The organism is Pseudomonas sp. Ors-4-3C, from assembly GCF_055755035.1.
In genome coordinates this window covers 4047669-4063354 of the sequence record NZ_CM146900.1, presented here as the reverse complement: position 1 = coordinate 4063354, position 15686 = coordinate 4047669, and the positions used below count along the sequence as shown (strand labels likewise).

At 61.5% G+C, this 15686-nt stretch carries 11 protein-coding genes and 1 pseudogene; 2 read left to right on the top strand and 10 right to left on the bottom strand.

Annotated elements, in window-relative coordinates; all coding sequences use genetic code 11:
- Nucleotides 1–11 precede the first annotated feature (11 nt).
- From ACVHNU_RS18335 to arcD (ACVHNU_RS18325), 3 genes are all read right to left on the bottom strand, one after another.
- Complete coding sequence (locus ACVHNU_RS18335; RefSeq protein ID WP_003227481.1) at nt 12–1022, bottom strand: ornithine carbamoyltransferase; 1011 nt, start codon at nt 1020–1022, stop codon at nt 12–14.
- Between the two features lie 69 nt (nt 1023–1091).
- Nucleotides 1092–2348 (bottom strand): arginine deiminase, encoded by a 1257-nt coding sequence (gene arcA / locus ACVHNU_RS18330; RefSeq protein ID WP_473018011.1) that lies wholly within the window; start codon nt 2346–2348, stop codon nt 1092–1094.
- A 33-nt stretch (nt 2349–2381) separates the two neighbouring features.
- Complete coding sequence (gene arcD / locus ACVHNU_RS18325; RefSeq protein WP_103486276.1) at nt 2382–3809, bottom strand: arginine-ornithine antiporter; 1428 nt, start codon at nt 3807–3809, stop codon at nt 2382–2384.
- 423 nt (nt 3810–4232) lie between these two features.
- On the opposite strand from arcD (ACVHNU_RS18325), the gene arcD (ACVHNU_RS18320) reads away from it, so the two are divergent.
- Nucleotides 4233–5660 carry an arginine-ornithine antiporter gene (arcD, locus tag ACVHNU_RS18320; RefSeq protein WP_103486275.1) on the top strand — a complete coding sequence of 476 codons (1428 nt, stop codon included), beginning with the start codon at nt 4233–4235 and terminating at the stop codon, nt 5658–5660.
- A complete protein-coding gene (locus tag ACVHNU_RS18315) occupies nt 5657–6520 on the top strand; it encodes a DNA-3-methyladenine glycosylase family protein (RefSeq protein ID WP_473018010.1) in 864 nt (287 codons plus the stop codon). The genes arcD (ACVHNU_RS18320) and ACVHNU_RS18315 overlap by 4 nt, the downstream gene beginning before the upstream one ends.
- 111 nt (nt 6521–6631) lie before the next feature.
- On the opposite strand, the gene ACVHNU_RS18310 is transcribed toward ACVHNU_RS18315, so the two are convergent.
- From ACVHNU_RS18310 to ACVHNU_RS18280, 7 genes and pseudogenes are all read right to left on the bottom strand, one after another.
- Nucleotides 6632–7978, bottom strand: coding sequence for a CoA transferase (locus ACVHNU_RS18310; RefSeq protein ID WP_473018009.1), 1347 nt, complete (start codon nt 7976–7978; stop codon nt 6632–6634).
- Nucleotides 7979–8169: 191 nt separating this feature from the next.
- Entirely contained in the window at nt 8170–8925 is a 756-nt protein-coding gene (locus ACVHNU_RS18305; RefSeq protein WP_400507418.1) for a methyl-accepting chemotaxis protein, read from the bottom strand.
- A 102-nt stretch (nt 8926–9027) separates the two neighbouring features.
- A pseudogene (locus ACVHNU_RS18300) lies at nt 9028–10035 on the bottom strand (methyl-accepting chemotaxis protein); the annotation flags it as partial.
- Between the two features lie 641 nt (nt 10036–10676).
- Nucleotides 10677–11069 (bottom strand): YbaN family protein, encoded by a 393-nt coding sequence (locus tag ACVHNU_RS18295; protein ID WP_226499541.1) that lies wholly within the window; start codon nt 11067–11069, stop codon nt 10677–10679.
- A gap of 164 nt (nt 11070–11233) precedes the next feature.
- The gene (locus tag ACVHNU_RS18290; protein WP_473018008.1) at nt 11234–11830 is read right to left on the bottom strand and encodes a biliverdin-producing heme oxygenase; all 597 of its coding nucleotides are present in this window, start codon (nt 11828–11830) and stop codon (nt 11234–11236) included.
- A 111-nt stretch (nt 11831–11941) separates the two neighbouring features.
- Nucleotides 11942–14527 (bottom strand): TonB-dependent receptor, encoded by a 2586-nt coding sequence (locus tag ACVHNU_RS18285; RefSeq protein ID WP_473018006.1) that lies wholly within the window; start codon nt 14525–14527, stop codon nt 11942–11944.
- 122 nt (nt 14528–14649) lie between these two features.
- Nucleotides 14650–15615 (bottom strand): FecR family protein, encoded by a 966-nt coding sequence (locus ACVHNU_RS18280; RefSeq protein WP_103486268.1) that lies wholly within the window; start codon nt 15613–15615, stop codon nt 14650–14652.
- Nucleotides 15616–15686 lie beyond the last annotated feature (71 nt).

Here is a 15686-nt window from a genome sequence, read left to right as displayed (position 1 = left end):
AGCTATTTCAGTTACAGATCAGCCAGGGTCGAGACCAGAATCGCTTTGATCGTGTGCATGCGGTTTTCCGCTTGCTCGAAGGCGATGCAGGCTGGCGACTCGAACACGTCGTCGGTCACTTCGATGCCGTTGGCCAGGTGCGGGTACTGCTCGGCGATCTGTTTGCCGACCTTGGTATCGCTGTTGTGGAACGCCGGCAGGCAGTGCATGAACTTGGTGCGTGGGTTGCCGGTGGCTTTCATCAGCTCTTTGTTGACCTGGTACGGCAGCAGTTGCTGGATACGCTCGGCCCATGCCTCGACCGGTTCGCCCATCGACACCCAGACGTCGGTGTGGATGAAATCGACGCCTTTGACTGCGGCTTTCGGGTCTTCGGTCAGGGTGATGCGTGCGCCGGATTCTTCCGCGTATTTCTTGCAGCGATCGACCAGATCGTCATGCGGCCACAGGGCTTTCGGCGCGCAGATGCGCACGTCCATGCCGAGCTTGGCGCCGACCAGCAGCAGCGAGTTGCCCATGTTGTTGCGCGCGTCGCCGAGGTAGGCGTAGCTGATTTCGTGGATCGGCTTGTCGGCGTGCTCACGCATGGTCAGCACGTCGGCGATCATTTGCGTTGGGTGATATTCATCGGTCAGGCCGTTGAACACCGGCACCCCGGCGAACTTCGCCAGCTCTTCGACGATTTCCTGTTTGAAGCCACGGTATTCGATGGCGTCGTACATGCGACCCAGCACGCGGGCCGTGTCTTTCATGCTTTCCTTGTGGCCGATCTGCGAGGAATTCGGGTCGATGTAGGTGACGTTGGCGCCCTGGTCGTAGGCCGCCACTTCGAATGCGCAACGGGTGCGGGTCGAGGTTTTTTCGAAGATCAGGGCGATGTTATTGCCCTTCAGGTGTTGCTGCTCGGTGCCGGTGTATTTCGCGCGTTTCAGATCGCGGGACAGGTCGAGCAAGTAACGCAGCTCACGTGGGGTGTGGTGTTCCAGGCTGAGCAGGTTACGGTTGTGGATGTTAAAAGCCATGATGGATCTCCTTCGGTGTCGGTTATCCGCCTGGCCGCGCTTTGTAAGTCGCGGCCAGGGCTCAGAGGTTTAGTAATCGATTGGGTCGCGGATGATCGGGCAGGTCATGCAGTGGCCGCCGCCACGGCCACGGCCGAGCTCGCCGGCGCTGATGGTGATGACCTCGACGCCGGCCTTGCGCAGCAGGGTGTTGGTGTAGGTGTTGCGGTCGTAGCCGATGACCACGCCCGGTTCCACGGCCACCACGTTGTTGCCGTCGTCCCATTGCTCGCGTTCGGCGGCGAAGCTGTTGCCGCCTGTTTCCACCACGCGCAGTTTCGGCAGGTTGAGGGCTTTGGCCACGGTGTCGAGGAAGTTGGTTTCTTCGCGGCGAATGTCGATGCCGCCCTGTTTGCTTTCGTCAGGCCGCAGGGTGAACGCGACGATCTGGTTGACCACTTCCGGGAAGATCGTCACCAGGTCGCGGTCGCAGAAGCTGAACACGGTGTCCAGGTGCATCGCTGCACGGGACTTCGGCAGGCCGGCGACGATCACTTTTTCCACGGCTTTGTTCTTGAACAGGTTCAACGCCAGTTGGCCGATGGCCTGACGCGATGAGCGTTCGCCCATGCCGATCAACACCACGCCGTTGCCGATCGGCATCACGTCGCCGCCCTCAAGGGTCGAGCTGCCGTGATCCTTGTCCGGGTCGCCGTACCAGATCTCGAAATCGGCGTTGGTGAACTGCGGGTGGAATTTGTAGATGGCAGTGGCCAGCAGGGTTTCCTGGCGACGCGCCGGCCAGTACATCGGGTTCAGCGTCACGCCACCGTAGATCCAGCAGGTGGTGTCGCGGGTGAACTGGGTGTTCGGCAGCGGCGGCAGGATGAAGCTGGAGTGGCCGAGGAAGTCGCGGAACATCTGGATGGTCTTGCCACCGAAGCTGTCCGGCAGATCCTCGGCGGACACGCCACCGATCAGGAATTCGGCAATGTGTCGTGGCTCAAGGCTTTTCAGCCAGGACTTCACTTCGCTGATCAGGCCCAGGCCTACCGAGTCGGCGGTGACCTTGCGCTCGAGGATCCAGTCCAGCGCTTCGGGGTTGGCGACGATGTCGGTCAGCAGGTTGTGCATTTCCAGCACGTCGATCCCGCGTTCACGCATCTTGGTCACGAAGTCGAAGTGGTCGCGCTTGGCCTGGGCCACCCACAGCACGTCGTCGAACAGCAGTTCATCGCAGTTGTTCGGGGTCAGGCGCTGGTGGGCCAGACCTGGGGAGCAAACCATGACTTTGCGCAGTTTGCCGGCTTCGGAATGGACGCCGTACTTAACTTTTTCCGTGGTCATTTCAGATCCTCCAGATAACCAATCAATCAGGTGTTACAGAGTCAGGAAGCCGTCGTAGAGGCCGTAGGCTGCCACCAGGGCACCAATGACCACCGCGGCGAAAATCAGCTTCTCGACGTTGGTGAAAACAGCTTGTTTGAGTTCGAGCTTGGCCTTGGCGAACAGAATTGCGCCGGGTGCGTAGAGCAGGGCCGAGAGCAGCAGATACTTGACCCCGCCGGCATACAGCAGCCACACCGCGTAGATCAGCGCGATGCCGCCGATGATCAGATCCTTGCGCCGCTCGGCTGCGAAGCCTTCGTAGGTTTCGCCGCGCACCGCCAGCAGCAGGGCATAGGCCGCCGACCACAGGTACGGCACCAGAATCATTGAGGTGGCGAGGTAGATCAGCGACAGGTAAGTGCTGGCCGAGAACAAGGTGATGATCAGGAACAGCTGGACCATCGCGTTGGTCAGCCACAGGGCGTTGACCGGTACGTGGTTGGCGTTCTCGCGGCGCAAAAACTCCGGCATGGTGTGGTCTTTGGCGGCGGCGAACATGATCTCCGCACACAGCAGCACCCACGACAGCAGCGCGCCCAGCAGCGAGATGATCAGACCGACGCTGATCAGCACCGCGCCCCAGTGACCGACCACGTGCTCAAGCACGGCGGCCATCGACGGGTTCTGCAATTTGGCCAGTTCCGGCTGGGTCATGATGCCCAGCGACAGCACGTTGACCAGCACCAGGAACAGCAGCACGGTGATGAAACCGATGACGGTGGCCTTGCCGACGTCCGAGCGTTTTTCCGCCCGCGCCGAGAAGATGCTTGCGCCTTCGATGCCGATGAACACCCACACGGTGACCAGCATCATGTTGCGCACCTGGTTCATCACGCTGCCCAGATCCGGGTTTTTCACACCCCAGATGTCGGCGGTGAAGATATCCAGTTTGAAGGCGAAGATCGCGATCAGGACGAACAGCAGCAGCGGCACGACCTTGGCGACCGTGGTCACCAGGTTGATGAACGCCGCTTCCTTGATCCCGCGCAGCACCAGAAAATGCACGGCCCATAGCAGCACCGAGGCGCCAATGACGGCGGCAACCGTGTTGCCTTCGCCGAAAATTGGAAAGAAATACCCGAGGGTGCTGAACAGCAGAACGAAGTAACCGACGTTGCCCAGCCAGGCACTGATCCAGTAACCCCAGGCGGACGAGAAACCCATGTAGTCGCCGAAACCGGCCTTGGCATAGGCGTAGACACCGCCGTCCAGGTCTGGCTTGCGATTGGCGAGGGTTTGAAAGACGAAAGCGAGGGTGAGCATGCCGACAGCGGTGATGGCCCAACCAATCAGTACCGCGCCGACGTCGGCGCTGGCGGCCATGTTTTGTGGCAAGGAGAATATCCCGCCACCGATCATTGAACCGACTACCAAGGCAACCAGTGCACCTAGTCGTAGTTTTCCGGGAGCTTCAGACATTGCATGACTCCATTGCAGGAGAGAAGAGTTCACAGCGTAGATCTGTTGTCTGTTCAATCAGCTGACATAGATCAGTGCATGGCCACATTCCATTGTTAATGAATGACTTATGAAACAACTGGAGGCATAACGCTATCGCCTGGAAAGCCCGTCCTAGAGGCTTTTGCCTGATGTGGTTGGGAATTGCTCTTATTACTTTCGAATTAACACGCTAGTTCTTTTTCAGCTTTTGGCAAATTTTCGCCATCTGTTTTCAGTACAGAATTGATTTATTAGGATTCGCGCACAAAACTGTCTTAGCGTGCTAGGCGTTAGCGTCAGTCGCTATATATAAATGGGTATTTCTCGGTATTACCTGATAAACGTCGTGTGGTATTAGGCGTTTAGTTAATAGTTGTTACAAATGAATTAAGGGAGACAAGAATGTCGCAACCGACGCAAAAGCTGCGACTGGGTGCGTTGATCGCCCTGGTGGTGGGTTCGATGATTGGTGGCGGGATTTTTTCCTTGCCGCAGAACATGGCCGCCCGCGCCGATGCCGGAGCGATCCTGATCGGCTGGGGCATCACCGCTATCGGCATGCTGACCCTGGCGTTCGTGTTCCAGACCCTGGCCAACCGCAAGCCCGAGCTGGATTCCGGGGTCTATGCCTACGCCAAGGCCGGGTTTGGCGATTACATGGGGTTTTCGTCGGCGTGGGGTTACTGGATCAGCGCCTGGCTGGGCAACGTCGGCTATTTCGTGTTGCTGTTCAGCACGCTCGGTTACTTCTTTCCGGTATTCGGCCAAGGCAATACGCCGGTTGCCATCGGCTGTGCGTCGGTGCTGTTGTGGGCCGTGCATTTTCTGGTGATGCGCGGGATCAAGGAGGCGGCGTTCATCAATCAGGTGACCACGGTCGCCAAGATCGTGCCGCTGATCATGTTCATCGTCATCGCGGCGGTAGCGTTCAAGGCCGATATCTTTACCCGCGACATCTGGGGCCGCAGCAACCCGAGCTTTGGCGGGGTGATGGATCAGGTGCGCAACATGATGCTGGTGACGGTGTTCGTGTTCATCGGCATCGAGGGCGCCAGTGTCTATTCGGCGCGGGCGGAGAAACGCACCGATGTCGGGCGCGCCACGGTGATCGGTTTCCTCGGGGTGCTGGCGCTGCTGGTATTGGTCAACGTGCTGTCGCTGGGGATCATGAGCCAGCCCGAATTGGCCAGGTTGCAAAACCCGTCGCTGGCGGCGGTGCTGGAACACATCGTCGGGCCGTGGGGCGCGCTGCTGATCAGCCTCGGTCTGGCGGTGTCGCTGCTCGGCGCATTGCTGTCATGGGCGCTGCTCTGCGCCGAAATCCTCTTCGCCACGGCCCGGGACAAGACCATGCCGGCGTTCCTGAAAAAGGAAAACGCCAACCATGTGCCGGTCAATGCGTTGTGGCTGACCAACGTGATGATTCAGCTATTCCTGCTGATCACACTGTTTTCCGCCGGCACCTACACCAGTCTGATCTACCTCGCTTCGTCGATGATTCTGGTGCCGTACCTGTGGTCGGCGGCGTATGCGGTGTTGCTCAGCGGGCGCGGCGAAACCTATGAACATGCCTCGGCCGAACGCACCAAGGACTTGCTGATTGGCGGCATCGCCCTGTGCTACGCGGTGTGGCTGTTGTATGCCGGCGGGGTGAAATACCTGCTGCTGTCGGCGCTGCTGTATGCACCGGGGGTGGTGCTGTTTGCCAAGGCCAAGCATGAGCAGGGCGAGCCGCTGTTCACTCATGTCGAGAAGGGCATTTTTACTTGTGTGGTGATTGGCGCGGGGCTGGCGGCCTATGGCTTGTACAGCGGACTGTTAGCGTTGTGAGGTTGAGGCTTGCGTATCAGCCGCCGTATGACTGGGAGGCTATGCTCGGTTTTCTTGCAACGCGGGCGGTGGTCGGGATGGAGACCGTGGTTGATGGTGTGTATTCGCGCAGCATCGGCTTGAACGGTGTGCATGGCACGGTTTCGGTTTGGCCTGGCACGGGCGATGCGCTGGAGGTCGAACTGGATTTTCCTGATCCGGCGCTGCTGCCGCAGATTGTTGCAAGGTTGCGCCGGCTGTTTGATCTGGACGCAGATCTGGCAGTGATGCAAGGGCATCTGGCGAAAGATCCATTGCTGGCACGATTGATCGCCGAGCGCCCGGGGCTGCGGGTACCGGGGGCGTGGGACGGTCTGGAGCTGGCGTTTCGCGCGGTGCTCGGCCAACAGATTACCGTGGTGGCAGCGATTCGCTTGGCGGGCAAGCTTGTGGCGCAATATGGTGCGCCGCTACGCTCGGCGCTGCCGGGTTTGAGTCATGTTTTCCCTCAGGCGAGTGTGTTGGCGACGGCAGATCTGGCGGCGCTGGGCATGCCGAAAAGTCGCGGGCGAACGTTGTCGGGCGTGGCGCAGGCGCTGCTCGATGATCCGCTGTTGTTCGCGCCGGGACGCGAGGGCGGGGTGGCACGGCTGTTGGCGTTGCACGGGATTGGCGAGTGGACGGCGCAGTACATCGCACTGCGGCAGTTGCGCGATATGGATGGCTTTCCTCATGGCGATGTCGGGTTGCTGCGGGCGCTGGAAGTGCTGGAAGGTGTGCGGCCGACAGCGCGGGAATTGGCTGATCGCGCTGAAGTCTGGCGACCCTGTCGGGGGTATGCGGCGCAGGTGTTGTGGACGTCTTTGAGTCGGGCGGATTGAGCCTGAATCAGTGTTGTCGGTGCAGCCGTCTTCGCGAGCAAGCCCGCTCCCACAGGGGAACGCATTTCACCTGTGGGAGCGGGCTTGCTCGCGAAAGGGCGCGAATGGTCATCACCATTGCGGGCGATGTGAACCCAATTCGGTGGCCGGCAAGGCCCACTGCAACGGGGTCCCGCTGATCTTCAGCGGTGCCAGCAAGCGGTGCGCTGGCCCCCACGGTGTCTGTTCCAGCGACAGGCTTTGATCCTGCTCATCTTCGGCGCGTAACGGATCGCTCGACCCCGGCCCCTGTTCGATCAACAGCTTTGCCGTACGCGCCAGTGACAAACGCGCCGAGCCACCCTGACCGGTCCTTAAACGTTCGGTCAAAAGTCGGATCGCACTCGCCGCCATCAAATACCCGGTGCCGTGATCCAGCGCCTGCACCGGCAACGGCGTCGGTTTGTCAGCCTGTTTCCAGCGCTGCCCGGCTTCGGCGATGCCGCTGCTCATCTGCACCAGGCTGTCGAAGCCGCGTCGGTTGTGCCACGGGCCGCTCCAGCCATAGGCGTTGAGGCTGACGTCGATTAGCCCCGGCGCCAGTTGTCGGCGGCGTTCGGCGCCGAAGCCGAGATGTTCCAGGGCATCGGCGCGGTAGCCGTGCAGGAGGATGTCGGCGTCTTTCAACAGGTTTTCGAACAATGTACGATCGGCCGGTTGCTGCAGATCCAGTCGCGCACAACGTTTGCCCAGGGTCATGTCGGGGATGACGCCCGGCTCGTTCCAGCCCGGCGGATCGATGCGCAGCACATTGGCGCCGAGGCCGGCGAGAAAACGGCTCGCGGTGGGGCCAGCGAGCACGCGGGTCAGGTCCAGCACCTTGAGCCCGGCCAATGGTTGCGCGACTGAGCCTGCCCATGGGCGCGCGATCTGTTGGTGATCGGCACTGAAGTGCACCAGCGGCTCGGCATTTACTGCCAGCCCCTGCGGGTGTTGCTGCCACTGCGCCCAACTGCGCATTTCGGCGGCGCAGCCCTTGGCGTCGACTATCGCCTGCTCCAGATCGGCGCCGCTCCATTGCGCGACTTTCGCCGCCATCGCTGCACGATCGGCGCAGGCCCCGAGCACGCTTTCGGCTGCGGCGCGGTGATGCGGGGCGTTGGTGTGCAGGCGGATCCAGCCGTCGCGGGTCGCGTAGTCGCCGGCGATCGGGTCCCACAGCGGCGGTAACTCCCAGCCCATGGGGCGGATGGAAGAAGCGAACCAGAACGAGGCCAGACGCCGGTCTACTTCCACGGCGGGCAAGTGCCCGGTCTGTTGCCGGAGCAGTTCGCTGACGGCCTGACCGGCAGCGGCGATGCTCGCGCAGGCCAGATCGGTGACGGCGAACGCCGAGGGCAGGGCGCCGCTGTTGGTGAACGGAATCGGCGTTTTGGGCAAGCCGAGTGCGGCTTGAATGGACGTGAGTAAATCAGTCATCGAAGGCCCTCCGGGAGAGAGGGGGATGATAGTGCAAAAAAATGTCGGGGCAGATGAAAACGCCAGCGGGTGAATACTTACCCTGTGGGAGCGAGCTTGCTCGCGAAGAGGTCATCACATTCAGCATCATCATTGAATGGTAGACCGCATTCGCGAGCAAGCTCGCTCCCACAGGGCTCAACGGTGTGGCGTTAAACGCGGAACTGATCCATCAGCTTCATCTGTTGACTGGCCAGCGCATTCAACTGACTGCTGATCGCCGCCGACTCAGTCGCCTGCTCGGTCAGGGTTTCAGTCACGGTACGAATCGCCGAGACGTTGCGGTTGACCTCTTCGGCCACGGCGCTCTGCTGTTCGGCGGCGCTGGCGATCTGCAGGTTCATGTCGCTGATCACGGTGACCGCATCGCTGATCTTGCCCAGCGCGTCCACCGCCTGACGGATCTGCCCGGCGTTGTTGTGCGCCTGAGTCTGGCTCGAATGCATGGTCGCGACCACGCCACGGGTGCCGGTCTGGATGCGTTCGATGACGATGCGGATTTCTTCCACCGAATCCTGAGTGCGCTTGGCGAGGTTGCGCACTTCATCGGCCACCACCGCGAAACCACGACCGCTTTCCCCGGCGCGGGCGGCTTCGATGGCGGCGTTGAGCGCCAGCAGGTTGGTCTGTTCGGCGATGCTGCGGATGACCTCCAGCACCGAACCGATCTGCTCGCTGTTGACCGCCAGTGCTTCGACTTCGGTCACCGCTTTGCTGACTTCATCGGCCAGTTGATTGATGTCGCGGGTGCTGCGCTCGATGATCGACATGCCGTCCTTGGCCGACTGATCGGCACCCTTGGCGGCGTTGGCCGCGTTCGACGCGCTGTTGGCGACGTCATGCGCGGTGGCGCTCATTTCGTTGGACGCGGTGGCGACCTGATCGATTTCGCGGAACTGCACCTGCATGCCTTCGCTGGTCTGGCGGGCGATTTCCGAGGACTGATCAGCAGTGCCACGCGCTTCGGTGATGCTCTGTTTGATCTGGGCGATGGTCGGTTGCAGCTTGTCGAGGAAGCGGTTGAACCAGTTCACCAATTCGCCCAGTTCATCTTTCTTGCTGTAGTTCAGGCGCTGGGTCAGGTCGCCTTCACCGCTGGCAATGTTCTTCAGCATTTCAGCAACGCTGTTGATCGGCCGGGTCACGCCCGACGCGGTGAGCCAGATCAGCAGCAGGCCAATCAGACCGGCGACTACCGCCACCAGCAACGCGGTGATCACCCCGGTTTTCTGCGCATCGTCGAGCACCGCTTGCAGCTTGACCGAATCGGCCAGCAGCACCTGTTTCGGCAGGTCGATGACCACGCCCCAGGCCCGCGAGTTACCAATCGGATCGACCGGGTACACGGCGCGAATCAGGTCGCCCTGTTCGAGAATTTTCGGCGTGCCGCTGCTGACCAGTTGCAGGACATCCTTGCCTTCGGCACCGAGCGTTTCGCTGATTTGTTTGCCGACTTTCTTCGCATCGGAACTGTCCGCACCGAGCACGCCGCTGCCGGAGACGATCAGCATGTGCCCGGCGCCGTTGAACAGGTCGCGCTGCGAGTCGAGCGCCGCCGCTTGCAGGGCATCGAGGGCGATGTCGACGCCGACCACGCCGATGGCCTTGCCGTCGACGATCAACGGCACGGAAATGGTGGTCATCAACATTTCCTTGGTCCCGACGGTGTCGGCGTACGGGTCGAGCAGGCAGGTACGCTTGTTGTCGCGAGGGCAGGTGTACCAGCTGTTGTACGGCGTGCCGCTGACGCTGAGGGTGGTCTTGGTCATGTCTTCTTCGACCATGATCGTGTTCAGCGCCGAGCCGGCGGCGCGGCTCCAGTAGGTCGCAAAACGCCCGGCTTCGTTGGACTGGCGCGCCGCATCGTTGACGAATTCGCTGTCCTTGCCATCGAGGCCGTTGGGTTCGAAAGCGAGCCAGATGCCGAGCACCTTGTCGTTGCGCTCGAACGCGGTTTTCAGGCTCTGATTCAACTCTTCACGCAGGGCCCCGGCCTCCAGCGAACGCTTGGCGGCCATCACGCGCATGTCCTTGATCTGGTCGGCCAGGGCGGTGATCACCGTCAGGCTTTCGCCAAAGGTCTTCTGTACTCGCACCGCCTGCTCGGCCGCCTTGGCCTGCAACAGGTTCTGCACACTCGCGGTGAGCATCTTGCTGCTGGAGTCGCTGACCACTTCATCGTTCTGGTTGGTCTGGTAAATGTTTATGCCGACGATCAGCGCAACCACACCGAGCAGGCACAGACCGGAGAGCAGGACGATTTTCAGGCGAATGGAAAGAGAGTCGAACATGGGGCGATCTCGTGAATGAATGAGCAGGTGGCCACGGGATGAACTACCCGGTTCGCCAAATCCATTCAGCGCCATGCATTGCTCATCGGCGCGCAGCGAGGGCGCATGAGGCGCCTGCCGACGAACGGTCAGCGCTAAACGTTTGCGCAGGGGATTGTGCTGAAAAGGCGATTAATTACAGGGAAGTTTCAGCCTGATGAACGCCGGAGTGCTTGTGTTGTGATGAGGCTGTTGTGGCGAGGGAGCTTGCTCCCGCTGGAGTGCGCAGCGCTCCCCAGCATGCTTACCGACTCACCGCATGCGGAGGTGTTGCGACGGCTTCGCCGCCGAGCGGGAGCAAGCTCCCTCGCCACAGGGGGGTCTGTGAGTCAGGAGGAGGGGAGGGCTTCCGGGCGTGACCAGATCCACAGATTGCCCAGACTCATCCCGGCAATCGCCAGATACACCGGCCAGCCATGATCAAGCATCACCAGCATCAGCGTCGCGCACAGCAGCATGCTGACGGTGGCGCTGACCTTGGCCTTGCGCGCGATGATCTTGCCGTTGCGCCAGTTGCTCAGGATCGGCCCGAACAGCCGATGGTTTTCCAGCCAGGCACTCAGGCGCGGCGAGCTGCGAGTCGCGGCCCAGGCGGCGAGCAGGATGAACTCGGTGGTCGGCAGGCCAGGCACGACGATGGCGATCAGGCCAATGCCGAGGCTGACATAGGCCAGCAGGCCGAACAGCAGACGGGCGAGTTTTGAGGAGGCGGGTTGCGGCATGGGCTCGGGATTGCTGTGAGGCGAAACGGGGGATTCTACAGGCTAGCGCTGTTCCCATGTGGGAGCGGGCTTGCTCGCGAATGCGGTGTGTCAGTGACATATCAGGTGACTGACACAGCGCATTCGCGAGCAAGCCCGCTCCCACAAGGGGGATTTGCGGTGTGTCAGGCCGGTTCGGCTTCGGTCGCGTAAGCCTGTTCCAGCAGCACGGTGAAGCGGTTGAACGCGTCGATCGCGCCTTGCTCGACTTCGGCTTCTTCCTCGGCAGTGAACTGCAGCGAGTCGAGGGTGCGCACGAAGCTTTTCCAGCCTTCGGCACGGCCGCCTTCCGGCTCGCCCAGATGACGGGCGCCGAAGGTTTCGCTGAGGTCCAGCGCCACCGCGCATTTGATCAGGAACGCGGCGCCGAGCTTCGAACCTTCGGAGACGAAGATCCAGCCGAGGGCGCGGGCCTTGCTCGGGTTTTTCAGCGCACCGGCCACCGGTGCCGGGATGTCGGTGTCCAGATCCGCCAGGTCAGCCTTGGCCGCTTCGGCGCGGCATCGGGCCGGCAGATCCGGGACGATGGCAGCCAGTTCGGCGTCGTTGTACAGGTCTACCAGCTCCGACTGGAACAGGTATTGCGCGACCACGAAACGCGCGAAGTTGGCACGGGTTTCGAACGGCGCGTGGGCCTTGACCAGGGCGTCGAGCTTGCTGTGCGGCTCGTGGGTGATCTGGTTCAGGCGTTGTGAACGCAGGGCTTTTTCCGATGTGGTCATGGGGTGTCCTTGATAAAAGAGGCGCTTGATAACGAGACGAACGGGCAGGTGCCAAACCGTAAAAAAAGCCCTGCGATGCGCTGAACAATGCGCGTCGCAGGGCCGTCCGGATCAGATGTCCCAGACCAGATTGATCGCGAAGTTGCGGCCCGGTTGGGTCAGACGATCAAGGTTGGCCGGTTGCGTTACAGAGGCTTCGCCGACGCTGTCGTAACCGCGCACGTCATCCCACAGCCAGTACTTCTTGTCGGTCAGGTTGTAGATGCCGCCGCTGACGGTGACGTCGTCGGTGACTTTGTAGTAGCCGGCCAGATCGAGAATGCCGAAGCCCGGGGTCTTGAACTGGCTGCTGACGCCATCCGGCGACTTGAAGTTGCTGTCGTCGACGCGATCCTTTTTCTTCACCACGGTCCAGCTCAGCAGGCCACCGTAGTTGTCCTGGTCGTAACCCAGGCCGAACACGCCGGTCAGCGGATTGACGCTGTTGAGCGGTTCGCCGTTGTCGTTGTTGCGACCGTAGGCGTAAGCGATCGAGCCCTGGGTGTAGAGGCCTTGCGGCGCACCGAACGCATCGAGGTTCAGACGACCTTTGACTTCGGCGCCCTTGATGGTCGCGTGCTTGATGTTGCTCGACTGGAAGGTCAGCTCGTCGTAGCCGGGGGTGACGGCGTCTTCGTTGATGAAATCGCGGTACTTGTTATAGAACACCGCCACGTCGAACGAGCCTTGCTCGAAGTTGCCGCGCAGACCGGTTTCATAGCTTTTGCTTTTTTCCGGTTCCAGGTTCGGGTTCGGCGCCACGTTGTAGCCGGTGGTGCTGTTTTCGAAGCGCCCGTACAGCGCTTTCGCGGTCGGCGTGCGGAACCCTTCGGCGTATTGGCCGTACCAGGTGTAGTTATCGGTCAGGGCATAGGTCAGGCCGAACTTGGGCGAGACTTTGTGCCAGGTCTTGTTCTCGTCGCTGACCGTGCCGTTGCCGTCGGCGGCCACGGTGTTGAGGAACTCCTGGGTGACGTGCGGCTTGAGCTGGGTGTAGTCGTAGCGCAGGCCCGGCAGGAAGGTCCACTTGTTCCAGCTGATCTGATCCTGGGCGAACAGGCTGTAGGTGTTGATGGTCGGGTCCGGGAAGTCGCTGGATTTTTTCAGCACATCCGCCGCGCTGGTGGCGCCGATGGCGGTGCAGCCACGGCCAACCGCCAGGCACTTGCCGTCGCCGCTGCGCGAACCGGTGACTTTCTGCTGTTTGATCGTGGTGCCGTAGGTCAGCACGTGATCGGTGTCACCGATGGCGAAGGCCTTGTCCAGCTGCGCATCGAATACCCACTGTTTTTCCTCGTAGATCGTGTCGCGGGTGCGCAGCACTTTACGGGTCATCGGGTAGTAGAACTCTTCGGTGCTCTGGTCAGTCTTGGCGATCTGGTGGTTGAGGCTCCACTTCACGTTATCGGCCAGCAGGCTGTCGAGGGCGAAGCTGTGCTCCAGACCGAAACGCTCGCGGGTGATGGTGTCGTTGCCGGTGCGCCACTGGTACATGCCGCCGGGCAGCATGCTGTTGGGAATGGTCGGCGCGCCATTGAAGTACGGGCCGCCGTAGGCGCTTTTCTGATCGGTGTCGCGATCGTCCTTGTACTTCTCGTAGGTCAGGCCCAGGCGCGAACCTTCGTTGTAGTTCCAGCCGATCTTCGCCAGGACGTTGGTGGCTTTGACGTCTTCCGGGTTGGCGGCGGTGCGCTCAAGGCCAGTGCCATTGTTGCTGCCGTAGGAGTCGGTTTCGTGACCGTCGCGCTGGCTGAAGTGCAGCAAGCCGTCGAACTGCTCGGCACGGCCGGCAACGGTGGCGGATTTCAGCCAGCTCTCATCGGCGGAGCTGTAACCGGTTTTGAGGCGAGCGCCGACGTCTTTGCCGGGCTTGATGATGTCGTCCGGGTCGAGGGTGTAGTAGCTGACGGCGCCGCCGATGGCGTTGCTACCGTACAGCACCGAGGCCGGGCCACGGAGGATTTCCACGCGTTTGACGATTTCCGGGTCGACGTAATTGCGCTGGGTCTTGGCGTACGGGCCATTGAAGAAACCGTCCGGCACTTCGACGCCGTCAACCTGCGTCAGAATGCGGTCGCCGTCGATGCCACGGATGTTGTAGCCGCTGATACCGCCACGCTGGCCGGCGCCGCCGACCGACACGCCCGGCTCGTAGCGCACCAGATCCTTGATGGTGTTGACGTTGTTGCGATCCAGATCCTGGCGGGTCTGCACGGTGACGGTGGCCGGCACGCTGCTGACCGACTGTTCCTGGCGGGTGGCGCTGATGGTCACCTGATCCAGATTGAGCGCGCCGCTGTTGTTGCGCTTTTCCAGCACCACGTTGTTGTTGCTCAGCTTGCGGAAGCTCAGGTTGGTCCCCACCAACAGGCGCTCCAGGGCTTTTTCCGGCGGCAGCGAACCGCGCACACCCGGCGACGACACGCCCTGACCCAATTCTGCCGGCAAGCCGACCTGCCAACCGGTGACAGTGGTGAAGGCATTGAGCGCCGACACCAGCGGTTGCTGGCCGATCGAGAACGAATAATCACCCATGTTGCGCGCCGGTTGTTCGGTGGCAGCCATCAGCGGTGCAGTGCCGGCCATAAGGATGGCGGCCGTCAGCAACGACAATACGCGGGAAGGGGAAGCAGTCTGGCGGGTAAGGCGAGAGGACATCGATAGCGCTCCGTGTCGCACGAATCTTTATAGGTGCTGATCCGTCTCCGAAGATGCGAATCAATTGCATTGGCTATAACGAGACGAACGGGCTTTCGCTATCGAGTAAAAATAATTCTCATTTAGTTCAGAATCACCAGCGCCGGGAATTCCTGCAGGCGCGCCGAGGTGATGTGGGCGAGGGAGCGCACCACGTCCAGCGGCTGGTCGAGGCGGTAGTTGCCGGTGACGTTGACGTCGGCCAACTGTTCGTTGGTGTTGATGATCCAGCCCGGGTAGTAGCGGCGCAGTTCGGCCAGCACCTGATTCAACGGGCAGTTCTCGAACACCAGACGGCCCTGGACCCAGGCCAGGTCGGTCGCGGCATCGAGCTTGCCCGGGCGATCGAAACCGTTGGGGCCGATGCGGATGCTTTCGCCTGCGCTCAAACGCACTCGCGCATCGTTGTGCGTGGCGCGCAGATCGACATCGCCGCGTTGCACATTGACCTGCGCCACGCCGTCCAGATAGCGCACGGCGAACGCGGTGTCGCGCACGCTGGCCTGCACCGGGCCGGCATCGATTTCCAGCGGCTGAGCCCGGTTGGCAGCCACCTCGAAAAACGCTTCGCCCTGATACAGCCTTGCTACTCGCTGGCGCTCATTGATGGTGCTGGAGAATGCCGAGTTGGTGTTGAGCAGCACCTTGGAACCGTCCTCCAGTTGCAGGCGCTGACGCTCGCCGACCACGGTCAGATGATCGGCCTGAAGGCGCATCGGCAGGTTGCTGAAACTGAACAGACCGAGCACCAGCACCGCAGCAGTCGCCAACGGTTTCCAGTGCGGACGCAGACGTTTGAGCAACGTGACTTTCGCAGGCTTCGCCGCGAGACTCTGCGCACACTGCACCACTTGCGGCCCGTCCCAGATCGCCTGAGCCTTGGCGAACGCCTCGGCATTCAACGGATCGGCCGCCAGCCATGCGTGAAATTGCCGGGTCTGCTCTTCGTCCGCACTGCCGAGCACGATGAGCCAGTCCAGAGCCTGGTCCATTGCACGGGCGGCGTCCTGCGCCGTTGCGGGCGAAGGCGGGCGGTGGGTGTCCGTCACGGTGTGTCCTCGGCAGTGTCTGTGCACGGCTGTTTTTTTAGTGAAGCGTAAAAGTCGGGCAAGGGTAACAA